This is a genomic window from Pseudomonas sp. ZL2 (assembly GCF_054788455.1).
The window spans coordinates 27808-51063 of the sequence record NZ_JBGOGX010000017.1; the positions used below are offsets into that span (position 1 = coordinate 27808).

A 23256-nucleotide genomic window follows, 5' to 3' on the forward strand; every position below is an offset into this window, starting at 1 on the left:
ATAAGGGGCTGGCCCTTACTTGCCTTCCCAGCGCTTGAGCACCAGGGTGGCGTTGGTGCCGCCGAAACCGAAGCTGTTGCTCATCACGGTATCGATCTTGGCGTTTTCCCGGGTCTTGGTCAGCACCGGCAGGTCGGCCACTTCCGGGTCCAGTTCGTCGATGTTGGCGGAACCGGCAATGAAGTTGCCTTCCATCATCAGCATGCAGTAGATCGCTTCGTGAACGCCGGCGGCGCCCAGGGAGTGACCGGACAGGCTCTTGGTGGAGCTGATGGCCGGAGCCTTGTCGCCGAACACTTCGCGAACGCCCTTCATTTCGGCAACGTCGCCAACCGGCGTCGAGGTGCCGTGGGTGTTCAGGTAGTCGATCGGGGTGTCGACGGTGGACATGGCCATCTGCATGCAGCGGATGGCGCCTTCGCCGCTTGGCGCGACCATGTCGTAGCCATCGGAAGTGGCGCCGTAGCCGACGATTTCCGCGTAGATCTTGGCACCACGGGCCAGAGCGTGTTCCAGCTCTTCAACCACGACCATGCCGCCACCGCCTGCGATGACGAAGCCGTCACGGTCAGCGTCGTAGGCACGGGAGGCTTTTTCCGGGGTGTCATTGCGCTTGCTGGACAGCGCGCCCATGGCGTCGAACAGGAACGACTGGCTCCAGTGCTCCTCTTCACCGCCACCGGCGAAGACGATGTCCTGCTTGCCCATCTGGATCTGTTCCATCGCAGTACCGATGCAGTGAGCACTGGTGGCGCAGGCCGAGGCGATGGAGTAGTTCAGGCCCTTGATCTTGAACGGGGTGGCCAGGCACGCCGAAACGGTGCTGCTCATGGTCCGGGTGACGCGGTACGGGCCAACGCGCTTGACGCCTTTTTCGCGCAGGATGTCCAACGCTTCCATCTGGTTCAGGGTCGAAGCGCCGCCGCTGCCTGCGATCAGGCCGGTACGCGGGTTGGAGACTTGCTCTTCGGTCAGGCCCGAGTCCTTGATCGCGTCGGCCATTGCCAGATAGGCATAGGCAGCGGCGTGACCAACGAAACGGAAGATTTTACGGTCGATCAGTTCTTCGAGGTTGAGGTCAATGGAGCCGGAAACCTGGCTACGCAGACCCATTTCGGCATATTCCGGGTTGAATCGGATGCCAGGGCGGCTTGCACGCAGGTTGGCGGAGACGGTCTCTTTGTCATTGCCCAGGCACGAAACAATGCCCAGACCAGTGATAACGACGCGGCGCATGCGGATAACCCTTAGAAGTTGTCAGTGGAGGTGAATACGCCGACACGGAGGCCTTCGGCGGTGTAGATCTCGCGACCGTCGACGCTGACCGAACCATCGGCGATGGCCATGTTCAGCTTGCCTTTGAGGACGCGCTTGATATGAATGTTATAGGTGACTTTCTGGGCGGTCGGCAGAACCTGGCCGAAGAATTTCACTTCACCCGAACCCAGTGCCCGGCCACGGCCCGGCAGGCCTTGCCAGCCAAGGAAGAAGCCGACCAATTGCCACATGGCGTCCAGGCCCAGGCAGCCCGGCATCACCGGATCACCTTCGAAGTGGCAGGCGAAGAACCACAGGTCCGGGGTGATATCCAGCTCGGCGACCAATTCACCTTTGCCGTACTTGCCACCCTCCTGGCTGATATGGGTGATGCGATCAACCATCAGCATGTTCGGGGCGGGCAGTTGCGCGTTACCTGGGCCGAACAGCTCACCGCGACTGCAGCGCAGCAGGTCTTCCCGAGTAAAGGCGTTTTGTTTGGTCATGCGAGCTCCTCAATAGTCCCCGTGCGGCAGGGGGCAAATCTTCCCGGCCGTCCCAAAACGCGTACGTTTGAGCCGGCAGCCTACACATAGACTATTGCGTTGTAGTGAAAGTCACAGCGCACGGGGCAAAGAAGTACACTTGTGCACTGAAATTTTATTTTCAAGCCCTTCGCAGCGCTTGTCCAGTCTCTAAGACTGCCGCAATTTAGCATTTATCGCCAGTCGCAGCTGCCTGACCGGGCAACCAGCGTTGCAGAATTTGTTGCAGATCAGTGCGTTTGAACGGCTTGGCCAGGTAGTCGTTCATGCCCGCGTTCAGGCAACGCTCGCGATCGCCCTGCAAGGCATTGGCGGTCAGGGCGATGATCGGCATGGCGGCCGCCTGCGGCAGCAGGCGAATGCGCCGGGTGGCCTCGTAGCCGTCGATAATCGGCAGGCGGCAATCCATCAGCGCTGCGGCAAAGCGCTGGCGCCCGGCCTGGGCCACGGCCTGGGCGCCATCGACAGCGATGCACACCTCAAAACCCAGGCTGCGCAGCATGGCTTCGATCACCGTCTGGTTCACCGGATTGTCCTCGACCAGCAGGATGCGCCGGCCCTGGCCGTCGTCTTCGGGGCGGGTCAGGCCGCTGGGCAGGCGCGGCGTTTGCGCCGTCGACAAGGCCAGGGGCATTTCCAGGGTGAAGGTCGAGCCGAGTCCTTCACGGCTTTCGCCGCGCAGGGTGCCGCCCATCCGTTCGGTCAGCGTGCGGGCGATCGACAGGCCCAGGCCGGTACCGCCATAACGGCGGGAGATCGAGCTGTCGGCTTGCTGGAAGGCGATGAACATCATTTCCAGGCGCGTGCTGTCGATGCCGATACCGGTGTCGCGTACCGCGCAGGTGAACCAGATCAGCTGGCGGTCGAGCACCTGCCAGCGCGGTTCGATCTGTACGCTGCCGTGCTCGGTGAACTTCAGCGCGTTGCCGATCAGGTTGAGCAACACCTGGCGGATGCGCGTCGGATCGCCCACCACCTGCAGTTGCTCCATGCCCGGTGGCAGACGCAGTTGCAGGTCCAGCTGGCGCTGCTGGGCCAGGTGCTGGAACGACTGCACGCTGCTGCCGATCAGCTCGCCGAGGTTGAAATCGATGTGCTCCAGCTCCAGGGTGGTGCGCTCGATGCGCGAGAAGTCGAGGATATCGTTGATGACTTTGAGCAGGTGCCCGGTCGACTCACTGGCCACGGCCGTGTACTCGGCCTGTTCTTCGCTGAGGGTGGTGGTTTCCAGCAATTGCAGCATGCCCAGAACACCGTTCATCGGCGTGCGCAGTTCATGGCTCATCATCGCCAGGAAATCAGACTTGGCCTTGTTCGCCTGCTCGGCCTCTTCACGGGCCTGGATCAATTGCGACATGGCCTGCTGCTGTTCGTGACTGGCCTTGCCCAGCGCACTGGCGAGGTTGTTGATGTGCCGGGCCAGGTGGCCCAGTTCACTGTCATCGACCACCGGCAGCGGCGCATTGAACTCACCTTGCTGGATGGCCTTGACCGCATGGCCCATGTCGCTGATCGGCTTGGCCAGGCTCAGGGCCAGGCGCCGGGCCAGGATGAAGGTAAAGAGCAGGGCGAACAGGGCAAGAATCCCGGCCTTGACCACGATTTCCTGTTGCCGTTCGTTGAAGGCGTCATCCGACATGCCGACGATCACCCGGCCCAGGTAGTCATCGCCGATGCTCTTGGTCGGTGCGTTGCTGTGCAGGAAGTCGTTGTCCAGGCGGATCTGTTGCAGGCGGATCGGTGCCTGGAACACTTCCACCTGCTGCGCGCGGTTGTGGCTTTCGTCAGGCTGCTCGACGTACACGAGGATGTGGTTGCTGCTGTCCTGCACCTCGAGAAAGCGCACGTGGGGGATGCTCAAGGTGGCGCGCATGAGGCTTTCGAGCACTTCGTTGTTGCCGGCGATCACGCCGTACTCGGAAGCTGGGGCCAACTGATTAGCGATCAACTGGCCGGTGTGGTTGAGCTCCTGGCGCAAGTCCTGAATGCGCACGAAGGTAAAGAAGCTGATCAGCAGCAGGGTCAGCAACAGGGCCGGGCCGAGACTGATGATCTGCGTGCGGGTGTGAATGTCCCAGCTCAGGCGCCGACTCATGGTGTGCTTTCTCCTTCGGCCAGGGCCAGGGCGGCGGCGGACGGGTCAATCGCTTCGATGCCCAGGGCGCGGGCAACCTGCTGGTTGCCGAGCACGCTGAAGTGATCCGGGTAGAGCGTGCGGGGCCAGCGGTTGGGCGCCTGGTCGAGCAGCCGTTCGAGCACCGCCAGCCAGTCGTCCTGGTCGCTCAGGGTGCTGGCCAGGGCGCCGGCCTTGACGAACCCGGCATTGGGCCCGATCAGCGCCATCTGCCGGCCATAGCTGCTGAGCAAAACGTTCTTGGCCGTCTTCGAGTTGTACAACTGTGGATCGTCGATGCCCAGCAGTACATCGCTGTTTTGCAGAAGACTTTGCAAAGGCCGGCTGTCGCGCAGGTCTGGCCAGGCTTCGGCGACGATTTCCAGGCCCAGCGGACGCGCCGCCTTGCGCAATTCATCGAGGAGGAACTGACTGTGTTCGGCATACAGCACGCCGACCCGCTTGGCCTGCGGCAACAGGTAGCGGGCCAGGCGCAACTGCCGGGCCAGGGGTGGGTCGCTCCACAGCAGGCTGAGGTAAGCCGGGCGCAGGCTGCCCAGCCGTTGCTGGGCCTGGACCCGGCTGACGCGCAAGGCCAGCGCCGGTGGCCCGGCGGTTTCGCTCAGGCGCCATTCGAGGCTGGCACTGTCGAGCAGGATCAGCCGGGTGGCGGCTTTGATCTGGCTGGGGCGGGGTAGCTTGGCGACTGGCACGAAACGCACCTGATCAGCCGGACGGCGCTCGCGCAACGCTTCAACGAAGCTGCGCACACCGGCGTTGTCCTGGCTGCCGGTCAGCAGGATCTCGTTAGCCGACAGGCCGCACAGGGGCCACAGGCAGGCCAGCAGCAGCCAGCGCCGCAGGCGGCGCATCAGAATTCCAGCTCCGCACTGAAAGACAGCACATGACGGCTGTCGTAGCGATTGTCGGCGATGGTCGTGGGCTCATCGTCCAGACGCTGCTGGAGCATGCCGGCCAGCTCCAGGCTGGTGCGGTTCCAGCGCAGGCGCTTGGCCACGCGCAGGTCGAGGCGTTCGAAGCGGTACTGGTTGAGGGCGTCGTCGCCGTAATAGAAGAGGGCGCTGGACCAGCCCGCGCCCCAGTCGCGCAGCCAGCCGGCCGAGCCGCTGTTGTGGGCGCTCAGGCGTCGGTCGGCGGGGTTGCTGGCCCAGGCGTCGACGTAGGCGTAGGTCAGGCGCAGGCGGTCGGCGGGGCTCAGGCGCCAGTCCAACTGCGCTTCGCTGCCGCTGAAACGGGCCTCGTTGCTGTTGCTGGCGATGTACTGGTTGTTGCGCAGCGGCTCGCTGATCATGCCGGTGATTTCGTCGTAGAACAGCTTGAGGTCGACGCTCAGGTCGGCATCGGCGAAGTAACCGTTGTAGCCCAGTTCCCGCGAGCGCATGCGCTCCTGTTCAAGATCGCCGGGGCCGCGGGTCTTGACGAAATATTCGGCGTTGCGCCGGCCGAAAGCGCCGGGCACCAGGTTATTGACCCGGTAGCTCCAGTTGACGTTGTTCTCGAACATGTCCGGCGAGCGCACCGCTTCGGAGTATACCGCGCGCAATCCATGGCGCGGGGTAATCAGGTAGTTGACCGCCACCCGCGGGGTCAAGGAGCTACCGGACAGGCGGGCATCTTCGTACATGGCCCCGCCCTGAAGGATCCAGTGCTCGTCGGCGCGCCATTCCAGGTGACCGAACAGGCGCCAGGTGCTGTCGTCCAGGCTGCCATTGAAATAGGTCTGCGAGTCGGCGCGGTCGTAGCGATAGTTGGCGCCGCTGACCAGGCGCAGGCTGTCGGACAGGCTCAGGGTGTCCTGCACTTCAAGGTCGTAGCGGGTTTCCCGGGTGCTCTGGTCGATATCACCGCAGACCTGCTGCGAACCGCCATTGCTCCACTGTTGCTGTACCTGCTCGGCCAGGGCGCGTTCCTCGCTGCTGCCGGCGGGCAAGGGCGAAGTAATGTTGCGCGCCACCTGCTCGGCGTAGTTCGGGTTCAGGCGCCAGAGCTGGGTCAGTTGCGGGCTGAACGACAGCGCCGCATCGCAGGCGCGCCATACCTGCTCACGATCCCAGTGCTGGGCCGAGCCCTGTACATAGAGGCTGTGGTCGGGGTTGAAGTCGATGTTCCAGCGCAGCGAACCGGCGTAGTCCTTGGCGTTGAGGTCGGCGTTGTTGCCTGCGGCAGTAATGTAGGGGAACACCGGTTTATAGGTGTAGGGCCGCTGATCGCTGCCTTCCTTGGCCGAGAATTGCCATTCCAGGCTCTGATTGCTGGCCAGGGTGTGGCTGGCACTCAGGGCCAGGCGGTTGAGGCGGCGACTGTCGCGGTAGTCCTGGCCCCAGCGGTTTTCGTCGAAACCATCGTCCTGCATGCCCGACAACGACAGGCGCAGGTCGCCACCGTCCCAGCCCAGGCCCTGGCTTGCGTACCAGTCATTGATACCGCGTTGGCCGCGGGTAACCTTCAGGCGCGTGCCGTGGCTGTCGGCCGGGCTGCGGGTGAGGATATTGACCACTGCCATCAGCGCATTGGCGCCATAGCTGACGGTGTTGGGGCCGCGGAACACCTCGATGCGCTCGATATCTTCCATGGCCAGCGGAATGTCGCTCCAGTCCACGGTAGCCAGGCCGGCGCGGTACACCGAGCGACCGTCGATCAGCACCTGCATGCGCCGGGCATCGTTGACGTTGCTGCCATGGTAGTTGACCGTCGGCTGGTTGCCGGCGCCGTAGCCGATCATCATCCCCGGCACCAGGCGCAGCAGTTCGGGTATGTCGCGGGCGCCGCTGGCACGAATCAGCTCGCTGTCGAGCACGGTCATGCTGCCCGGCACCGCCGCTGGCGATTGCTTGAGGCGGGTGGCGGTGAGCACCTGCGGCAGGGCCTGGCTGTCGACGAACAGGTCGTCAGCCATGCCGGGGCTGCTGAGCAGGGCTGTCAGCAATAATAAAGGGCGATTGGAGGTCGGGCCAAAAGACACAGTGCGGCCTTGGTAACTGGTTCAAGTCGGGCATGTTAACCGAGTGGCGGGCATTTTCCAGTCATGGCGCGACTGTTCCCAAGGCCTATTCGGTCATCTGCCACTGGCTCTGGCACTGGCGCTCCGTATAATGCGCAGGTCGCCACTTTAATTGGTTTTAACGGATTGGATATGACTGAACAGCAGCCTGTTGCAGTTCTGGGAGGCGGGAGTTTCGGCACCGCCGTGGCGAATCTGCTGGCGGAAAACGGCGTTCGGGTGCGGCAATGGATGCGCGACCCCGAGCAGGCCGAAGCCATGCGTACCAACCGCGAGAACCCGCGCTACCTCAAGGGCATCAAATTGCATGCCGGGGTCGAGCCGGTCAACGATTTGCTGGCGACCCTCGAGGCCTGCGAGCTGATCTTCGTCGCCTTGCCCTCCAGCGCCCTGCGCAGCGTGCTGGCGCCGCACGCTCAGCTACTGGGCGGCAAGATGCTGGTCAGTCTGACCAAGGGCATCGAGGCGCAAAGCTTCAAGCTGATGAGCCAGATCCTCGAAGAAATTGCCCCTCAGGCGCGCATCGGCGTGCTGTCGGGGCCCAACCTGGCCCGCGAAGTGGCCGAACACGCGTTGACGGCCACCGTGGTCGCCAGTGAAGACGAAGCCCTCTGCCAGCAGGTTCAGGCCGTACTGCACGGGCGCACCTTTCGTGTTTATGCCAGCGGCGACCGTTTCGGTGTCGAGCTGGGCGGGGCGTTGAAGAACGTCTACGCGATCATCGCCGGCATGGCCGTGGCCTTGGGGATGGGCGAGAACACCAAGAGCATGCTAATCACCCGCGCCCTGGCCGAGATGACCCGCTTTGCCGTCAGCCAGGGTGCCAACCCGATGACCTTCCTGGGCCTGGCCGGGGTCGGTGACCTGATCGTCACCTGCTCCTCGCCCAAGAGCCGCAACTACCAGGTCGGTCACGCCCTGGGCCAGGGCCTGAGCCTGGACGAGGCGGTCAGCCGCCTGGGTGAAGTGGCAGAAGGGGTGAACACCCTCAAGGTGCTCAAGGTCAAAGCCCAGGAGGTCCAGGTGTACATGCCCCTGGTGGCCGGGCTGCACGCGATCCTGTTCGAAGGCCGGACCCTGACCCAGGTGATCGAGCTGCTGATGCGCGGCGAGCCGAAAACCGATGTCGACTTTATCTCCACCAGTGGTTTCAACTAAGCAGGAGCAGGACATGAACGAATCTTCGAACCAGACCCAGCGCGAATCGATCATCTTGCGCGTACTGTGGATGCTGGTATTCCTGGTGGTCTGGCAACTGGCCGAACTGCTGCTCGGTGGCCTGGTGCTGGTGCAACTGATCTACCGGCTGATTTACGGTGCACCGAGCGCCAGCCTGATGAATTTCGGCGACAGCCTCAGCCAGTTCCTGGCCCAGATCGGCCGCTTCGGCAGCTTCCACAGCGACCAGAAGCCCTGGCCATTCGCCGACTGGCCAACCCCGCGCGCGCCGGAAGGCGAAGCCGCGCACAGCGTACCGCCTGCGCCGCATCCGGTACGCGACGAAGAGCCGAAGCTGTGAAGCTCTGGGTTCTGCGTCACGGCGAGGCCGAGCAGCGGGCCAACACCGATGCCGAGCGCCGGCTCACCGCCCATGGCCGCGAGCAGGTGCTGCGCAGCGCTGCTGTGTTGCTTGGCCAACCACCGCAGGTGATCCTCGCCAGCCCCTATGTACGTGCCCAGCAGACCGCTGCCCTGGTCCATGAAGCGCTCGGGTTTGCCAAACCGGTGCAGACCGTGTCCTGGCTGACCCCCGACAGTGACCCGCAAGCGGTCATCGCCGAGCTGGACAAACTGGGCGTGGAGGAGGTGCTGCTGGTCAGTCACCAACCGCTGGTGGGCAACCTGGTCGGCTTGCTGGAACATGGTAACTACCGGCACCCGGCGCCAATGAGCACCGCCAGCCTGGCGCAGCTTGAAGGCGAATGGCCGCTGGCCGGGCTGATGACCCTGAGTAACCTGCATCACCCATGAATCACCCGCTACAACAATGACAAGAAGGATTGATCCCATGAGCCTGTGGCACACCCAGCCTGATATCGATCACCTCAACGCGTTGCTGAAAAACACCATCGGCGAAGTGCTGGACATCCGCTTTGAGGCCTTCAGCGAGGACTCACTCAGCGCCAGCATTGTCGTCGATCACCGCACCCACCAGCCTTACGGCCTGCTGCACGGCGGCGCCTCGGTGGTGCTGGCCGAAACCGTCGGCTCGATGGCCAGCTACCTGTGCATCGACCCGCAGAAGTTCTACTGCGTGGGCCTGGAAATCAACGCCAACCACCTGCGCGGGATCCGCAGCGGGCGGGTGACGGCGACGGCCAAGCCGGTGCACATCGGCCGCAGCACCCACGTCTGGGATATTCGCTTGAGCAGCGACGAGGGCAAGGCCAGCTGCATTTCGCGTCTGACTATTGCCGTGATTCCCCTGGGCCAGGACGCACCGAGCCGCTGATCGACCTGACATTTTTACCAGTTGTCGTGCTCCGTGCAGCTTGTTAGCGTGCGTTGAAGTTGCGGGGCAGGGTGTCCCAGGGAATTCGACTATGAGCAGTAGACATCTGGATCTGGTGTACTCGGCCGATGTGCAGCCGACGCTCGACAAGGTGCGCAAGCACCAGGCGCTGGATTTTGCCGAGTACCGCATGCTGCAGGACAGCGCCGACGCCAAGCTCGACTACCTGCTGCGCAAGTTCGAAGGCCAGTACGAGCTGGAGCAGCTGCGCCAGGCCAGCATCCGTATGTCACACCTGCTGCAGACCAGTTGCCTGGCCTTGCGTCGGCTCGAGCTCGATGCCGAAGACAAACGCCGTGCCCGCGAAGCCCTGGAGCAGCAACTGGCCTATATGCAGGCCTGCCTGCGCCGCTCCATGGCCAGTTTCGGCGAGTATTGACCTGATTGCCGTCGCCGATGGCCTTTCCGGACATTGCCGCAGCGGGTGCGGTTGCCGACAATGAGCCATCACTTCCCTCTGGATTGGCGGCCATGTCGCAGCAGATCTTCTTCGCCCATGCCAATGGCTTCCCCTCGGCCACTTACGGCAAGCTCTTTGCTGCGCTGGCCCCCGACTATCAGGTGACCCACCTGGCCCAGCACGCCCACGATCCGCGTTTTCCGGTCAATGACAACTGGCAGAACCTGGTCGACGAACTGATCCATCACCTGGAGCAACAACCCGGCCCGGTCTGGGGCGTCGGTCATTCCTTGGGTGGCGTGTTGCACCTGCATGCGGCCATGCGCTGCCCGCAGTACTACCGTGGTGTGGTGATGCTCGATTCGCCGGTATTGACCCGGGTCGATCAGTGGCTGATCCAGGCAGCCAAGCGCATGGGTTTCATCGATCGCATCACCCCGGCCGGGCGCACGATGGGCCGCCGCGAAGCCTTTGCCGATCGTGACAGCGCGCGGGCCTACTTTGCTGGCAAGACGTTGTTCCGGCATTTCGACCCGGAATGCCTGGACGCCTACCTGGAGCATGGACTGCAGCCTGACGAAGACGGCTTGCGCCTGCGCTTTGATCCGGCCACGGAGATCAGCATCTACCGCAGCCTGCCGCACACCAGCCCAAGCCCGGCCAAACAGTTGCAGCTGCCCCTGGCCATGGTCCGTGGCAGTCATAGCCGAGTGGTCAAGCGTCATCACGCCCTGGCCGTGCGTGGCATGCCGAAAGGCGAATACCACAGTCTGCCCGGCGGCCATATGTTTCCGCTGGAGCACCCCACCGATACCGCGAGCCTGATCAAGGACCTGTTCGACCGCTGGCAGGACACCTCGGCATGAGTAGCGAAATGGAAGAAGTTCGCCTGAACCTGGGTCATATCGAGCTGGCCGCGCACTTGTTCGGGCCCGCCGATGGCCTGCCGGTAATCGCCTTGCACGGCTGGCTCGACAACGCCAACAGCTTTTCCCGCCTGGCGCCCCGGCTCAAGGGCCTGCGCATCCTGGCCCTGGACCTGGCGGGCCATGGCCATTCCGACCATCGCCCGGCTGGCGCCGGCTATGCCCTGGCCGATTACGCCCACGATGTGCTGCGCGTCGCCGAGCAGATGGGGTGGGCGCATTTTGCCCTGCTCGGGCATTCGCTTGGGGCGATCATTTCGGTGCTGCTGGCCGGTTCGCTGCCCGAACGGGTCACTCGCCTGGCCTTGATCGACGGGGTGATCCCGCCCACCAGCGGCCCTCAGGATGCCGCCGAACGCATGGGCATGGCCCTGCAGGCGCAACTGCGCCTGGACAGCAAACGCAAGGCGGTGCACCCGACCCTCGACCAGGCAATCGAGGCGCGCATGAAGGGCCTGGTGGCGGTCAGCCGCGAAGCCGCCGAGCTGCTCGCCCAGCGTGGGCTGATGCCGGTACCCGGTGGTTTCAGCTGGCGCAGTGACAGCCGCCTGACCCTGCCATCGCCCACCCGGCTCAACGAAGCCCAGGCCATGAGCTTTGTGCAGCGCATCGCCTGCCCGGCGAAACTGGTGGTGGCAGCCGAGGGCATGCTGGCGCGCCACGGCACGTTGCTTGAGCAGCTACCCTTTGAGCGAGAACAACTGCCGGGCGGCCATCACCTGCACCTGAATGACGAGGCCGGCGCAACCCTTGTTGCAGACTGTTTCAATCGCTTCTTTGGCATTCCTTGACTTGTGGCGGGCAACTGTCGAGGCTTGGCGGGTTGAACAGGGAGACAACCATGAACGAGCAAGACAACGCCACATCCGTTGACCACCTTGACGCCCCGCGCTCGGTGGCGTGCCTATGAGGCTCAAACCTTTTATCCAGGCGGTGATGGCCGGGCTCGGCGTTCTCGCTAGCGCGCCGTTGCTGGCCGAGGGGTTGCCGGTGCCGCTGGACGCCAAAGTGGTCGATCAGCGCCCTCCAGTGTTGCAGGAGCGCATCTACCCGCTGGGCGGCCTGCGCAAGATCAGCAACCAGCTGCGGGTCGACGGCAAGATCGAGAGCCGTGGCCAGGTCAGCTCGACCACCTACGAGCTGCCTCGCGAGCGCAGCGCCAACGAAGCCTTCACCGCAGCCCGCGAAGCCTTGCAGAAGGATGGCGGTTATCCGTTGTTCTGGTGCCAGGCCCGCGATTGTGGCGAGAACAGCCTGTGGGCCAACGAGGTGTTCAAGAACCGCACGCTGTCGGGCGCCGACGAGCAACAGGCGTTCATCCTGCTGCGCCGCTCCGCCGAGCAGAGCAACACCCTGATCGCGCTGTACAGCGTCACCCGTGGCAACAAGCGCGCCTACCTGCATGTCGAAGAGTTTGTCGCCGAGGCGCCCCTGGGCGAGTTGCTGCCAACTGCAGCGACCTTGATGCGCGAACTGCTCGACACCGGCAAGCTCGACTACCCTGACTTGAACGGCGAGCCAGCGCAGGCTTGGGTCAACCTGATCGGGCGCAGCCTGAACAACAACACCACCTTGCGCGTGAGCCTGAGCGGGGCCAAGGCCGAAGCCTGGCGCGAGCAGTTGGTAAAGGCCGGAGTACTTTCGGCGCGACTGGAAGTGGGTAGCGCAGAGACCGATGGTTTCCACGTCGAACTGATTCGTTGATCGAGAAGCATGATGCCAAATAATGACCGCCTGCTGGTGCAGATCATCCTGCTGGCGCTGCTTGGCGCCGGCCTGTGGGTGATGGCGCCGTTTATTTCGGCGCTACTTTGGGGCGCCATCCTGGCCTATGCCAGCTGGCCGCTGATGCGCCTGTTGACCCGCCTGCTCGGCGGTCGCGAAACCCTGGCCGCAGGCTTGCTGACCACCTTGTGGATCTTGCTGGTGGCACTGCCGCTGGTGTGGCTGGGCTTCAACCTGGCCGACCATATTCGTGATGCCACCGCCTTCGTACGCGACGTGCAGGTCGACGGCCTGCCCGATGCACCGAGCTGGCTAGGCGGCGTGCCGTTGGTGGGCGAACGTCTGGTGGGCATGTGGGACACCATCGACCAGCAGGGCGCGGCCTTGCTGACCACCATCAAGCCTTACCTGGGCCAGGTCGGCAATTGGCTGCTGGCGCGCAGCGCGCAGATCGGCAGCGGCATTCTCGAGCTGACCCTGAGCCTGGTCTTCGTCTTCTTCTTCTACCGTGACGGGCCACGGCTGGCGGCTTTCGTGCTGCGCCTGCTGGACCGGCTGATCGGCGAGCGTGCCGAGTACTACCTGGACCTGGTGGCCGGTACCGTGCAACGGGTGGTCAACGGCGTGATCGGCACGGCAGCGGCGCAAGCCGTACTGGCGCTGATCGGCTTTTTGATCGCCGGTGTACCGGGGGCGCTGGTGCTGGGGATCGTCACCTTCATGCTCAGCCTGATCCCCATGGGCCCGCCACTGGCCTGGGTCCCGGCCACCGCCTGGCTGGCCTGGCAGGGCGAATACGGCATGGCGGTGTTCCTCGGCCTCTGGGGTACCTTCATCATCAGCGGCGTCGACAACGTGCTCAAACCCTACCTGATCAGCCGTGGCGGCAACCTGCCGCTGGTGATTGTCCTGCTTGGGGTATTTGGCGGCCTGCTGGCCTTCGGCTTTATCGGCCTGTTCATCGGCCCGACCTTGCTGGCGGTGGCCTACAGCCTGTTGCTGGACTGGTCGCGCAGCGGGCCGGTGGCGCCGCCGCGTACCTGATTGCGGGGTTAGAGCTGGGGGGCGGTGTTCTTCACCACCGCCAGCTCCGGGTGGGCGACCAGCTTGTCGATGTGCAGCTCGTCGTTGTTCATCCAGGTCTCGGTCAGCACCCGATAGTGCTCCATGTCACGGCAACGCATGCGCAGGCTGTAGTCGAAGTGACCACTGATCAGCTGGCAGTCGAACACCTGCGGGCAGGCGCGCACGCAGGCTTCAAACGCCTTTTGCGCCGCGCGCCCGCTCTGGTTGGAGAGGGCCACCAGCACCAGCAGCGACAAACCGGGCGAAACCATCTGCACATCGATGATCGCGCCATAGCCGCGAATCACCCCGCGCCGTTCCAGCTTGCGCACCCGCTCCAGGCACGGGCGTGGGGTGAGGTGCACCAGCGATGAGAGCTTTTCATAGGTGATGCGCCCGTTATGGCGCAGCACGTCGATGATCGCTTCGTCGATCCGGTCCAGGGGCGGCGTGGTCTGTGGGCTGTTGACCTTGGTATCCATGCAGGTTCGGCTTCACTTCAAACGGTTGGAAAGAAATTGCTGCAGGCGCTCGCTCTGCGGCTGGTCAAGTATCTCGGCGCTTCCCTGTTCCTCGACCCGGCCCTGATGCAGGAACAGCACCTGGCTCGACACCTGACGGGCAAAGCCCATCTCGTGGGTGACCATGAGCATGGTACGACCTTCCTCGGCCAGCGTCTGTATGACTTTCAGCACTTCGCCGACCAGCTCCGGGTCCAGGGCCGAGGTCGGTTCATCGAAGAGGATGATTTCCGGCTCCATGGCCAGCGCCCGGGCAATCGCCACCCGCTGTTGCTGGCCGCCGGAAAGAAACGCCGGGTACTGGTCGGCGGCGCGGGCCGGCAGACCGACCTTGTCCAGGTACTTGCGCGCCCGGGCTTCGGCTTCCTGGCTGCTGACCCCGAGCACCCGCCGCGGCGCCATGCAGATGTTCTCCAGCACGGTCATGTGGCTCCACAGGTTGAAATGCTGGAAGACCATGGCCAGGCGCGTGCGCAGGTTCTGCAGCTGCGCCGGGTGCGGCGCCCGGGCACCGGCCCGGCCCTGGCGCATTTCGATCGTTTGGTTGTCGAGGGTAATGACCCCGGCATCGGGCTGCTCGAGAAAGTTGATGCAGCGCAGCATGGTGCTCTTGCCCGAGCCGCTGGCGCCGATCAGGCTGATCACGTCGCCTTTGCGCGCCTGCAGCGAGACGCCCTTGAGCACTTCATGCTCGCCATAGCGCTTGTGCAGGTCGGCGACGCTCAGCTTGACCGTGGCATCGGCGGCAACGCTGGCGATGCGCGGGCTTGGGCGGCTGCGGGGAGTGGGCTCGGCGGTCGCCAGGGCGTGTGCGGTAGTGGTCATGAATTAGCCTCGGGCAGGAACAAGAAAACCCATCCAGCGCCGCTCGGCCAGGCGAAACAGCCCGACCAGCGCGAAGGACAGCAACATGTACAGAAGCGCCGCCGTTCCGAAGGCCTGAAAGGTCAGGAAGGTGGCGGCGTTGGCATCGCGGGCGACCTTGAGGATGTCGGCGATGGTGGCGGTGAAGGCCAGCGACGTGGCGTGCAGCATCAGGATCAGTTCGTTGCTGTAGGCCGGCAGCGAACGGCGCAGGGCTGCGGGCAAGACCACGAACAGGTTCAGCTTCCAGCCGTGCAGGCCATAGGCCTGGGCCGCTTCGATCTCGCCATGGGGAATGTTGCGAATCGCCCCGGCGAAGATCTCCACGGTGTAGGCACAGGTATTGAGCACGAAGGCCAGCAGGGTGCAGTTCAGCGCATTGCGAAAGAACTGGTCGAGCAGGGCGTGATCGCGTACCACCTCCAGCCCGTACAGGCCGGTGTAGCAGATCAGCAACTGGATGTAGAGCGGCGTGCCGCGAAACACGAAGGTGTAGAACTCCACCGGCCAGCGCAGCCACAGGTTGCGCGACACCCGCGCCAGGGCCAGCGGCAGCGACAGGAAAAAGCCCAGGACCATGGTGATGACGAACAGCCACAGGGTCATGGCCAGCCCGGAAAGCCCGGCGCCATCGCTGTAGAGGTAGGCCTGGCCGTACTGTTCAAAGAGTTCGATCATCGTGCCAGCCCCTTGATGCCGGTGTTGTAACGCCGCTCCAGGTGCTTGAACAGGCGGTTGGAGAGGGTGGTGATCAGCAGGTACACAAGCCCGGCGATGATCAGGAAGTACAGGGTGTTGTTGGTGGACTTGCCGGCGTTCTGCGCGGCCTTGACCAGGTCGGCGAGGCCGATGATCGACACCAGCGCGGTGGACTTGAGCAGCACCAGCCAGTTGTTGCCCAGGCCCGGCAGGGCGAAGCGCATCAGTTGCGGGAACAGCACCAGGCGAAAGCGTTGCGCCTTGCTCAGCCCATAGGCTGTGGCTGCCTCCAGCTGCCCGGCCGGGACGCTGAGGATCGCGCCGCGAAAGTTCTCGGTGAAGTAGGCGCCGTAGATGAAGCCCAGGGTGATGACCCCGGCAGTAAACGGGTCGATTTCGAAGTAGTCCCAGCCGAGCATTTCGGTCAGGTCGTTGAGCCACAGTTGCAGGGTGTAGAAGATCAGCAGGATCAGCACCAGGTCCGGCACGCTGCGAATCAGCGTGGTGTACAGGGTTGCCGGCACGCGCAGCAGTTTCAGCCGCGAGAGCTTGGCGCTGGCGCCGAACAGGCCCAGGGCCAGGCTCAGGCCAAGCGACAGCAGCGCCAGTTTCAGGGTCATCCAGGTCCCTTGCAGCAACAGCGGGCCGAAGCCCTGCAAGCTCAGGGCCTGCCAGCCATGGGAGTGAAGGAAGTCGTTCACGGGAAAAATCTCGGTAGGACGCAGGGCAAATGCGGCCGTGATCAGCTCAGGGCGAACCGATCACGACGACACGGCTTACTCGTTGTAGATATCCAGGTCGCCGACGTACTTCTTCTGGATGGCGGCGAAGGTGCCATCGGCATGCACCGCAGCAATGCCTTTGTCGAGCAGGGCCTTGAGCTCGCTGTCGTTCTTGCGCAGGCCCATGGCGATGTCCAGGGGCAGGGTGGGGTCCTTGATCGCCGGGCCGCTCTTGAAGTCGGCGCCTTCGGGCTTGGTGAGGAAGTTCAGCTGGGCTTCGAGCTTGTCGGTCAGGGTGGCGTCGAGGCGGCCGTTGATCAGGTCGGCGTAGTTCTGGTCCTGGGCCTGGTAGGCCTTGACCTGGGCCCCCAGCGGCGCCAGCTTGGCACGGGCATACGCTTCCTGCAGCGAGCCCTGCAATACGCCGACCTGCTTGCCCTTGAGCGATTCGGGGGTGTCGCCGAAGTCGGCGTTCTTGCGCACGATCACCGAAGTCGGGCTGAGGAACAGCCGGGCGCTGAAGTCGATCTGTTTCTGCCGCGCCGGGGTCACCGCCATCGACGACATGATTGCGTCGAACTTGCGTGCCCGCAGGGCCGGGATCATGCCGTCGAATTCGTTGTGCACCCAGGTGCATTTGACTTGCAGCTTGGCGCAGATGGCGTTGCCCAGTTCGATGTCGAAGCCTTGCAGGCTGCCATCGGCGGCAACGGATTCAAAAGGGGGGTATTCGGGGTAGACGCCGAAACGGATCTCGGTCCATTCCTTGGCCTGCACCGCACTTGCGCACAGTGGCAGGAGCAGCACGCTGAGGAGCTTTCGCAGCGAAGTCATATGAGTATCCCTGAGTTTTATAGTTGATGTAGGGCAGTGGTGCGCTTCTGGTCTTTTAGTGACTCTCTGGTCGGGCTCAGAATGCGCGATGACGACGTTTTTTTTGTGTCGTTTGCGCCGGCGTCGGCTGCCGGATTTTGCTGTTAACGCGTGTATGGCAGCCGAATCGGCTGAGACACCTCCTGTTTAAGCTTCCCTTGCAGCAGTTTCCGATCTGCCGCGCGCTGGCACGGCAGAATCGGTCGGGTTCAGGCGCGTTTTTTCTGCAGGTTTTCAACCGGTGCACGCAGCAGCGCGAACAGGTCTTTCGGGTCCTTGAGTTCCGGCACCAGGGCGATCTCGCTGCCGATGTCCAGGGCCTTGGCCACGTCCAGCACATAACGCAGCGCCGAGTAATCTTCGAGGGCGAAGCCGACCGAGTCGAACAGCGTCACTTGCGCGGCGTTTTCGCGACCGGCCACCTGGCCGTTGATCACTTGCCAGAATTCGGTGGTCGGCGAGTCGGCGGGCATTTGCTGGATTTCGCCTTCGATGCGGCTTTGCGGTTCGTACTCGACGATCACCCGCGCGCGCTCGACGATCTCGCGGTGCAGTTCGGTCTTGCCCGGGCAGTCACCGCCGACGGCATTGAGGTGCATGCCCGGCTCGATCATCTCCGGCGTGAGGATGGTGGCGTAGGCCTTGTCGGCGGTCACCGTGGTGACGATGTCGGCGCCGCGCACCGCTTCGGCGACGGAACCGGCGACGGTTACCTTGATTGCAGGGAAGGCGCTGAGGTTGGCGACCAGTTTGGCGCTGGCGGCCGGGTCCAGGTCATACAGGCGAATGTCTTCGATGCCCAGCAGGGCGTGGAAGGCCAGGGCCTGGAACTCGCTTTGCGAGCCGTTGCCGATCAGCGCCATGCTGCGGCTGTCCTTGCGCGCCAGGTAGCGGGCGGCCAGGGCCGAGGTCGCGGCGGTACGGATAGCGGTGGTCAGGGTCATTTCGCTGAGCAGCACCGGCGCGCCGGTATCGACGTCGCCCAGGGCGCCGAAGGCCATTACCGTGAGCATGCCGCGATGGGTATTTTTCGGGTGGCCGTTGACGTACTTGAAGGCGTACAGGTTGGCGTCGGACACCGGCATCAGCTCGATCACGCCATCGGGCGAGTGGTTGGCCAGGCGTGCGCATTTTTCGAAGTCCTGCCAGCGCAGGTAGTCCTCACGGATGTACTCGGCCATTTCGCTGATGCAGGTGCTCAGGCCTTTGCGTACCACCAGGCGGCTGAGGTCGGTAACGTCGATATAGCGGGTCATGATGAACTCCTTTGTTGTAATCAGTGACGGACGGGCAGGTGCACTTCGGCGAGCATGCAGCGCGCGCTGCCGCCGCCAATGCGCTCGATATGGTCGATGTTCACCACCACCGGGTGGCTGTGCTGTTCGACCTGCCGGCGCTGTTCGGGGCTGAGCGAGCGCCAGGCGCTGCGCGACATCACCAGCAGCGGCTGGCCTTGCTTGTCGTGGACTTCAAGCATGTTGCCGGCGAAGCCTTCGAGCTGGTCGAAATCCAGGGCCAGGATGTCCTTGCCGGTGTCGCGCAGCGAGTGCTCCAGGGCGCGGCGCTCGGCGGCCTCGGGCAGGGCCTGCAGGCAGACCACCGAGAGCCCGCGGCCAACGCTCATCATCACGTTGCAGTGATAGATCGGCGCCTGGTGGCGGTCGACGGCGTGGAACAGGCACAGGCGATAGTCGAGCTGTTCGGCGAACAGGCGCAGGGCCTGGGTGTGGGTGCGCCCGGAATGGCAGGCATAGCTGATCCGGTGCTCGCGATCCAGGACCATGCTGCCGGTCCCTTCCAGATACATACTCTGCTGTTCCAGGGGGCTCAGATCGATGGTCTGACGGACGGCAAAACGCTCTTCGAGCACCTTGAGCACGCCCTTGCTGCGCTCCAGGCGGCGGTTCTGGCCTTCCATCGGATAGAGCACCAGGCTGCCGTCGGCGTGGCTGCTCCACCAGTTGTTGGGGAAAATCGAGTCAGGGGTGTGCGGCGCCGGGGTGTCCTGCACCACCAGCACTTCGACGCCGTGCTGGCGCAGGGTGTCGACGTAACCATCGAACTCTTCCAGCGCTTTCTGCTGTGCCTGCTCCGGCTCGAGCAGGGCTTGCTGGAAACGGTTGTTGAGGGCGGTATCCGGGTTGAAGGCGAACCGCGCCGGGCGGATCATCAAGACTGTATTTGTTGTTTGCATCGAGGCACGCATCCGGGGTTGGCTGTGTGCTTATTGTCGACGTGATCAATGATAAATCCCGGCTGAAGCGCGTTGGGCGCTCAGCCGGTAAAGCTGAAATAGTGGGTTTGACAGCGGAATCTGCTGTGATGACTCAAGGTGGGTCTTGCTTGAAGGCGCGCAGCTGCCGCGCCAGGCTCAGCGCGGTGCTGGCGCTGTGTTCGCCGGCAAGGATGTGGGTGAAGGGCAGGTCGATCAGGCGATTGTTGCGCACGGCTTGCAAGTGCGAGAGCGCCGGGTGCTTGCGCAGGTAAGCGCGCTTGCCGGCGGCGGGCGACCACACTGCATCGGCAAGGATGATTACGTCGGGGTCGGCGCGCAGCAGGCTTTCGGCATCGACCGTGACCCGGTTCAGCTCGACCTCGGCGTAAAGGTTGCGGCCGCCCGCCGCGTCGATCAGTTGGGTGATGAAGCCGCGCTTGCCTTCGCTGTGCAGGCCGTTGACCTCGCTGTCGAGGTAGAACACCGACAGCGGCTGCCCGTGCCCGGCGATGGCTTTAGCAGCGGCCAGATCCTGGCGCTGGCGGGCGATCAGGTGGCTGGCCTGGGCGTCGCGCTGCAACAGGCGGCCGAGGACACGCAGGTCTTGTTCAACGGCGGCAAAGCCGTTTTCGGTCGCTGGCGCGCAGGCGTTCTCCAGCAGGTAAGTGCCGATGCCGTTGGCTTTCAAGGTCGTGCGCAGGGCTACGCCGTCGCTGTCGCGAAAGGCACTGGCAAAACCGCCGACCAGCAGGTCGTAACCCTGGGCATAGACGACCTCGGTTGCCGGGTAGCGGCGTGACAGCAGGGGGACGCCGCGATAGCGTCCGCTGGCCAGGGCTTGCGGGTCGTCATCGATATAGCTGACCGCGGCCAGGGTTGGGCCGGCTTCAAGGGCCAGCAGCAGGTCGGCGGCGTGCTGGTTGAGGGCCAGGATGCGTTGTGGACGGTCATGTGGCAGTTGCCAGGTCTGCCCGCAGTTTTGATAGTCCAGGGCCAGGGCGCTGCTGCTCAACACGGCCAGCAAGCTGGCGCCGAACCACCTCATGACACCTGGCCATTGAGCAGCAGATCGGGCACCGGCTGGCCCTCGATCAGGTGTTCGCGCACCAGCCGTTGCGCGTCTTCGGCGTTGGCTACCCGGTACCAGCAACGGTCCGGATACACCGTCAGCACTGGGCCGAGGTTGCAGGGGAACTGGCAATGGCTGCGGGTCAGCAGCACGCCGTCAGTGGTTTCGATACGGTTGGCCACCAGCAGCTCGCGGCGCAGGACTTTCCACAGCGGCAGGGCACCGCGTTGCACGCAGCGAGGGCCGGTGCAGAGCATCACGTGGCGGGTATGCTCGGGGATCTGCGACCACTCGGGCTTGCTCTGGATTTCATCTTCGGCGACGCGGCCGCGGCGACGCTTGGGGGTTGTTGCTGTCATGGACTTCTCGAAAAACATTCGCGAAGCGCACAGGAGGGCCCCAGCCAACACGCGCCAGGCAGCCGGCTCGTGCCCGCCCTCCGCAGGTTTGCCTAAATGACTGCGTGCAGTCGTGGGGCTTCAGGCCGGTCTCCGGGCTTGCGAGGCTTGAAGCCATTCGCCTTCCCATGCCTGTGGGCACAGTGGCGGGTTGAATGCTTCACTCGCTTACCGTTGCGGGGGCAGCGCCGGACTGGTCGATAACGACGCACCGGCTTCCCGTTTCACCTGACGCACGGCGGCGGCAGGCACCTGAAACTGGCAGGCATCTGACCATCAGCCCAGGCGTTCGTCAACTGTACCGGCCTGGCCCTGGGCGTGCAGGCGCTTGTACAGGGTGGTGCGGCTGATGCCCAGGGCCCGGGCCAGGGCCGAGATATTGCCGTTGAGGCCTTGCAGGCGCTGGCCGAGGTCGTCGGCGCTAGCTGGTGGCGGCAACACGGGGGGCTGCGGCCTGGAGGCGGGCAGATCGGCAAAGAAACTGTCCGGCAGGTGCTCCACAGCAATCGGCCGCCCGCCCGCCAGCGCCAGTGCGACCTGGAGCACGCTGGCCAGCTGGCGCAGGTTGCCCGGCCAGGGGTGCTGGAGCAGCAGTTCCAGCACCTTGCCGGGCAGTTGCGTCGGCGCCCCGGGCTCGCGGTGCTGCTGGTGGAGCTGTTCGATCAGGGCCAGGCGGTCGCTGCGTTCGCGCAAGGGCGGCAGCATCAGGCTGAGACCGGCGATGCGGTAGTACAGGTCCTGGCGAAAGTGGCCCAGTCGTACTTGGTCGGCGAGGTTCTGGTTGGTCGCCGAGACCACGCGGATATCCACCGGGATCGGTTCACCACTGCCCAATGGCTGGATGTTGCGGGTCTGCAGAAAACGCAGCAGGCGTGCCTGGGTCGGCAGCGGCATGTCACCGATTTCATCGAGAAACAGGATGCCCCGGTCGGCCTTGCGGATCAGGCCGATGTTGCCCTTGTGATGGGCGCCGGTGAATGCGCCTTTCTCGTAGCCGAACAGCTCCGACTCGACCAGCTCGGCCGGAATCGCTGCGCAGTTCACCGCAATCAACGGCTGGCCGGCGCGGCTGCTGGCGCGGTGCAGGGCATTGACGAAGACTTCCTTGCCAGCTCCGGTTTCGCCCTCGATCAATAGCGGAATGTCCTTTTCCAGCAACAACCCGGCCTGGTGCAGGGCCTTGTCGATACGCGGGTCGCAGGTGGTTTGCGCATGGCTGACCGGTGTGGCCCGCGGGGCTTGGGTGGGGGCATGCAACAGGCAATGAAAACGGTTGCGCCCGGTCACCTGCACGGCGAACGGTTGCTCTGCGCTGTGGCCGAGCAGTTGCACCAGGGGCGTCCTGAACAACTGCTCCAGGTTCAGTTGCAACGGATTCTGGCCGAGCAAACTGTCGGCCCGGCGATTGGCCGCCAGCACCCGGCCCTGGTCATCGAACACCAGCAGCCCGGCCCATTGGCTGTCGAGGTTGTTGGCGCCGGTATTGAAGCTCAGTTGCCGGTAATCCCCGGCAAAGCGCGCCAGGATCAGGCGGTTCTCCAGGCTCTGGCTCATCATCCGCACCAGGCCCTGGGTTTGCGCCGTCGGCAGGTAGCTGTCGCTGGACACATCGAGTACGCCGATCAACTGGCGCTCGGCGTCGAACAAGGGGGCGGCGGCGCTGGCCATGAAGCGGTTGAGCTTGAGGAAGTGCTCATCCTGGCTGACATGCACCGCCTCGCCGGTAGCCAGGGCGGTGCCGATGGCATTGGTGCCCACCCCTTGTTCCCGCCAGCAGGCGCCGGCGACAAAGCCGTGGCGCTGGCGCGGGTCGATAAAGCGGCGGGTGCCCCAGGCATCGAGCAACTGGCCCTGATGGTCGCTGAGCATGATCAGGTAACTGGAGTTGCCGAGCAGGTGCGCGTATTGCGGCAGCACCTCGTCGCGGGTGGTGCCCAGCAGTGAATGCTCGCGTTCGAGCAGTTCGCTGACCTGGGCGGCGGATGCTTCGCCGAACTGCGGTTGTGACTGGTGATCCAGGCCGTAGGCGCGGCAGCGCTGCCAGGAGGCCTGGATCAGTTGCGCATGGGCGCTGGTGGATGCGGCCATGGGCCCGTCCTCTGCCGGCGGCAGTGTTGTTGTTTTTGTCTGATCCAGTGTTGTTCAGTCCTGTTCATTGTCAATGCCGCGGCTGTTCAACTGTGCAGCGAAGGCTGTTCATTTCTGTTCAGGTGTGAACCCCGGCCATTGGTAAATTCGTTGAAATGCTTTTGCCGGCAAAGGCTTGGCAACTGCTGGCACGAATCTGGCTCTGCCTTGTGCGCCTGCTCGATAACAACAAGAAGGCCGCG

24 protein-coding genes and 1 riboswitch are annotated in these 23256 nt (G+C 64.0%); of the genes, 9 read left to right on the plus strand and 15 right to left on the minus strand.

All coding sequences use genetic code 11. From position 1 onward, the window contains the following. Positions 1-15: 15 nt before the first annotated feature. The 5 genes from fabB to ABM562_RS14165 form a co-directional block, all read right to left on the minus strand. Positions 16-1236: a beta-ketoacyl-ACP synthase I gene (gene fabB / locus ABM562_RS14145; RefSeq protein WP_115087928.1), complete on the minus strand. Its 1221-nt coding sequence runs from the start codon at positions 1234-1236 to the stop codon at positions 16-18. Positions 1237-1247: 11 nt separating this feature from the next. Next, the gene (gene fabA, locus ABM562_RS14150) at positions 1248-1763 is read right to left on the minus strand and encodes a 3-hydroxyacyl-[acyl-carrier-protein] dehydratase FabA (protein WP_115087927.1); all 516 of its coding nucleotides are present in this window, start codon (positions 1761-1763) and stop codon (positions 1248-1250) included. A gap of 205 nt (positions 1764-1968) precedes the next feature. After that, positions 1969-3897, minus strand: coding sequence for an ATP-binding protein (locus ABM562_RS14155; protein WP_115087926.1), 1929 nt, complete (start codon positions 3895-3897; stop codon positions 1969-1971). Continuing rightward, complete coding sequence (locus ABM562_RS14160) at positions 3894-4787, minus strand: ABC transporter substrate-binding protein (protein WP_115087925.1); 894 nt, start codon at positions 4785-4787, stop codon at positions 3894-3896. The genes ABM562_RS14155 and ABM562_RS14160 overlap by 4 nt, the downstream gene beginning before the upstream one ends. Next, entirely contained in the window at positions 4787-6832 is a 2046-nt protein-coding gene (locus tag ABM562_RS14165) for a TonB-dependent receptor plug domain-containing protein (RefSeq protein WP_233674515.1), read from the minus strand. The genes ABM562_RS14160 and ABM562_RS14165 overlap by 1 nt, the downstream gene beginning before the upstream one ends. A gap of 237 nt (positions 6833-7069) precedes the next feature. Between ABM562_RS14165 and ABM562_RS14170 the strand changes: the two genes are divergently transcribed. The 9 genes from ABM562_RS14170 to ABM562_RS14210 all read left to right on the plus strand — a co-directional run bounded on the left by ABM562_RS14170 (position 7070) and on the right by ABM562_RS14210 (position 13544). Continuing rightward, complete coding sequence (locus ABM562_RS14170; RefSeq protein WP_115087923.1) at positions 7070-8095, plus strand: NAD(P)H-dependent glycerol-3-phosphate dehydrogenase; 1026 nt, start codon at positions 7070-7072, stop codon at positions 8093-8095. Between the two features lie 13 nt (positions 8096-8108). Further along, positions 8109-8456: a DUF4389 domain-containing protein gene (locus ABM562_RS14175; RefSeq protein ID WP_010224647.1), complete on the plus strand. Its 348-nt coding sequence runs from the start codon at positions 8109-8111 to the stop codon at positions 8454-8456. Then, entirely contained in the window at positions 8453-8908 is a 456-nt protein-coding gene (gene sixA / locus ABM562_RS14180; RefSeq protein WP_134063487.1) for a phosphohistidine phosphatase SixA, read from the plus strand. The genes ABM562_RS14175 and sixA overlap by 4 nt, the downstream gene beginning before the upstream one ends. 37 nt (positions 8909-8945) lie before the next feature. Beyond that, positions 8946-9389 (plus strand): hotdog fold thioesterase, encoded by a 444-nt coding sequence (locus tag ABM562_RS14185; RefSeq protein ID WP_115087921.1) that lies wholly within the window; start codon positions 8946-8948, stop codon positions 9387-9389. A 91-nt stretch (positions 9390-9480) separates the two neighbouring features. After that, the gene (locus tag ABM562_RS14190) at positions 9481-9828 is read left to right on the plus strand and encodes a hypothetical protein (protein WP_115087920.1); all 348 of its coding nucleotides are present in this window, start codon (positions 9481-9483) and stop codon (positions 9826-9828) included. A gap of 92 nt (positions 9829-9920) precedes the next feature. Then, positions 9921-10715: an alpha/beta hydrolase gene (locus tag ABM562_RS14195; RefSeq protein ID WP_346616621.1), complete on the plus strand. Its 795-nt coding sequence runs from the start codon at positions 9921-9923 to the stop codon at positions 10713-10715. Beyond that, positions 10712-11566 carry an alpha/beta hydrolase gene (locus tag ABM562_RS14200; protein ID WP_115087918.1) on the plus strand — a complete coding sequence of 285 codons (855 nt, stop codon included), beginning with the start codon at positions 10712-10714 and terminating at the stop codon, positions 11564-11566. The genes ABM562_RS14195 and ABM562_RS14200 overlap by 4 nt, the downstream gene beginning before the upstream one ends. Positions 11567-11711: 145 nt before the next feature. After that, a complete protein-coding gene (locus ABM562_RS14205; protein WP_115087917.1) occupies positions 11712-12479 on the plus strand; it encodes a DUF4892 domain-containing protein in 768 nt (255 codons plus the stop codon). A gap of 12 nt (positions 12480-12491) precedes the next feature. After that, entirely contained in the window at positions 12492-13544 is a 1053-nt protein-coding gene (locus tag ABM562_RS14210) for an AI-2E family transporter (protein WP_115088498.1), read from the plus strand. 8 nt (positions 13545-13552) lie between these two features. Here ABM562_RS14210 and ABM562_RS14215 read toward each other — a convergent pair whose 3' ends face one another. The 10 genes from ABM562_RS14215 to ABM562_RS14260 all read right to left on the minus strand — a co-directional run bounded on the left by ABM562_RS14215 (position 13553) and on the right by ABM562_RS14260 (position 23014). Continuing rightward, positions 13553-14047 (minus strand): Lrp/AsnC family transcriptional regulator, encoded by a 495-nt coding sequence (locus ABM562_RS14215; protein ID WP_010224632.1) that lies wholly within the window; start codon positions 14045-14047, stop codon positions 13553-13555. Between the two features lie 12 nt (positions 14048-14059). Further along, positions 14060-14911, minus strand: coding sequence for an ABC transporter ATP-binding protein (locus ABM562_RS14220; protein WP_460422390.1), 852 nt, complete (start codon positions 14909-14911; stop codon positions 14060-14062). Between the two features lie 3 nt (positions 14912-14914). Then, complete coding sequence (locus tag ABM562_RS14225) at positions 14915-15628, minus strand: ABC transporter permease (RefSeq protein ID WP_134063483.1); 714 nt, start codon at positions 15626-15628, stop codon at positions 14915-14917. Next, the gene (locus tag ABM562_RS14230) at positions 15625-16350 is read right to left on the minus strand and encodes an ABC transporter permease (RefSeq protein ID WP_460422393.1); all 726 of its coding nucleotides are present in this window, start codon (positions 16348-16350) and stop codon (positions 15625-15627) included. The genes ABM562_RS14225 and ABM562_RS14230 overlap by 4 nt, the downstream gene beginning before the upstream one ends. A 75-nt stretch (positions 16351-16425) precedes the next feature. After that, entirely contained in the window at positions 16426-17205 is a 780-nt protein-coding gene (locus ABM562_RS14235) for an ABC transporter substrate-binding protein (RefSeq protein ID WP_115087914.1), read from the minus strand. Positions 17206-17453: 248 nt separating this feature from the next. Continuing rightward, complete coding sequence (locus tag ABM562_RS14240) at positions 17454-18500, minus strand: ornithine cyclodeaminase (RefSeq protein WP_460422395.1); 1047 nt, start codon at positions 18498-18500, stop codon at positions 17454-17456. Positions 18501-18520: 20 nt separating this feature from the next. Next, on the minus strand, positions 18521-19438 hold the full coding sequence (gene ctlX, locus ABM562_RS14245) for a citrulline utilization hydrolase CtlX (protein ID WP_115088496.1): 918 nt from the start codon (positions 19436-19438) through the stop codon (positions 18521-18523). Positions 19439-19571: 133 nt separating this feature from the next. After that, the gene (locus ABM562_RS14250; RefSeq protein WP_115087912.1) at positions 19572-20504 is read right to left on the minus strand and encodes an ABC transporter substrate-binding protein; all 933 of its coding nucleotides are present in this window, start codon (positions 20502-20504) and stop codon (positions 19572-19574) included. Next, positions 20501-20887, minus strand: a complete 387-nt coding sequence (locus tag ABM562_RS14255; protein WP_051636725.1) for a (2Fe-2S) ferredoxin domain-containing protein — start codon at positions 20885-20887, stop codon at positions 20501-20503. Before ABM562_RS14255 ends, ABM562_RS14250 begins: the two co-directional genes overlap by 4 nt. 106 nt (positions 20888-20993) lie before the next feature. Continuing rightward, a riboswitch (cobalamin riboswitch) is annotated at positions 20994-21197 on the minus strand. Between the two features lie 5 nt (positions 21198-21202). Continuing rightward, entirely contained in the window at positions 21203-23014 is a 1812-nt protein-coding gene (locus ABM562_RS14260) for a sigma-54-dependent Fis family transcriptional regulator (protein ID WP_460422398.1), read from the minus strand. Between the last annotated feature and the right edge of the window lie 242 nt (positions 23015-23256).

Excerpts from the sequence above, each read along its gene's own strand:
- fabB (WP_115087928.1), bottom strand. The coding sequence starts at position 1,236 with ATGCGCCGCGTCGTTATCACTGGTCTGGGCATTGTTTCGTGCCTGGGC.
- fabA (WP_115087927.1), bottom strand. The coding sequence starts at position 1,763 with ATGACCAAACAAAACGCCTTTACTCGGGAAGACCTGCTGCGCTGCAGT.
- ABM562_RS14155 (WP_115087926.1), bottom strand. The coding sequence starts at position 3,897 with ATGAGTCGGCGCCTGAGCTGGGACATTCACACCCGCACGCAGATCATC.
- ABM562_RS14160 (WP_115087925.1), bottom strand. The coding sequence starts at position 4,787 with ATGCGCCGCCTGCGGCGCTGGCTGCTGCTGGCCTGCCTGTGGCCCCTG.
- ABM562_RS14165 (WP_233674515.1), bottom strand. The coding sequence starts at position 6,832 with ATGGCTGACGACCTGTTCGTCGACAGCCAGGCCCTGCCGCAGGTGCTC.
- ABM562_RS14170 (WP_115087923.1), top strand. The coding sequence starts at position 7,070 with ATGACTGAACAGCAGCCTGTTGCAGTTCTGGGAGGCGGGAGTTTCGGC.
- ABM562_RS14175 (WP_010224647.1), top strand. The coding sequence starts at position 8,109 with ATGAACGAATCTTCGAACCAGACCCAGCGCGAATCGATCATCTTGCGC.
- ABM562_RS14185 (WP_115087921.1), top strand. The coding sequence starts at position 8,946 with ATGAGCCTGTGGCACACCCAGCCTGATATCGATCACCTCAACGCGTTG.
- ABM562_RS14190 (WP_115087920.1), top strand. The coding sequence starts at position 9,481 with ATGAGCAGTAGACATCTGGATCTGGTGTACTCGGCCGATGTGCAGCCG.
- ABM562_RS14195 (WP_346616621.1), top strand. The coding sequence starts at position 9,921 with ATGTCGCAGCAGATCTTCTTCGCCCATGCCAATGGCTTCCCCTCGGCC.
- ABM562_RS14200 (WP_115087918.1), top strand. The coding sequence starts at position 10,712 with ATGAGTAGCGAAATGGAAGAAGTTCGCCTGAACCTGGGTCATATCGAG.
- ABM562_RS14205 (WP_115087917.1), top strand. The coding sequence starts at position 11,712 with ATGGCCGGGCTCGGCGTTCTCGCTAGCGCGCCGTTGCTGGCCGAGGGG.
- ABM562_RS14210 (WP_115088498.1), top strand. The coding sequence starts at position 12,492 with ATGCCAAATAATGACCGCCTGCTGGTGCAGATCATCCTGCTGGCGCTG.
- ABM562_RS14215 (WP_010224632.1), bottom strand. The coding sequence starts at position 14,047 with ATGGATACCAAGGTCAACAGCCCACAGACCACGCCGCCCCTGGACCGG.
- ABM562_RS14220 (WP_460422390.1), bottom strand. The coding sequence starts at position 14,911 with ATGACCACTACCGCACACGCCCTGGCGACCGCCGAGCCCACTCCCCGC.
- ABM562_RS14225 (WP_134063483.1), bottom strand. The coding sequence starts at position 15,628 with ATGATCGAACTCTTTGAACAGTACGGCCAGGCCTACCTCTACAGCGAT.
- ABM562_RS14235 (WP_115087914.1), bottom strand. The coding sequence starts at position 17,205 with ATGACTTCGCTGCGAAAGCTCCTCAGCGTGCTGCTCCTGCCACTGTGC.
- ABM562_RS14240 (WP_460422395.1), bottom strand. The coding sequence starts at position 18,500 with ATGACCCGCTATATCGACGTTACCGACCTCAGCCGCCTGGTGGTACGC.
- ctlX (WP_115088496.1), bottom strand. The coding sequence starts at position 19,438 with ATGCAAACAACAAATACAGTCTTGATGATCCGCCCGGCGCGGTTCGCC.
- ABM562_RS14250 (WP_115087912.1), bottom strand. The coding sequence starts at position 20,504 with ATGAGGTGGTTCGGCGCCAGCTTGCTGGCCGTGTTGAGCAGCAGCGCC.
- ABM562_RS14255 (WP_051636725.1), bottom strand. The coding sequence starts at position 20,887 with ATGACAGCAACAACCCCCAAGCGTCGCCGCGGCCGCGTCGCCGAAGAT.
- ABM562_RS14260 (WP_460422398.1), bottom strand. The coding sequence starts at position 23,014 with ATGGCCGCATCCACCAGCGCCCATGCGCAACTGATCCAGGCCTCCTGG.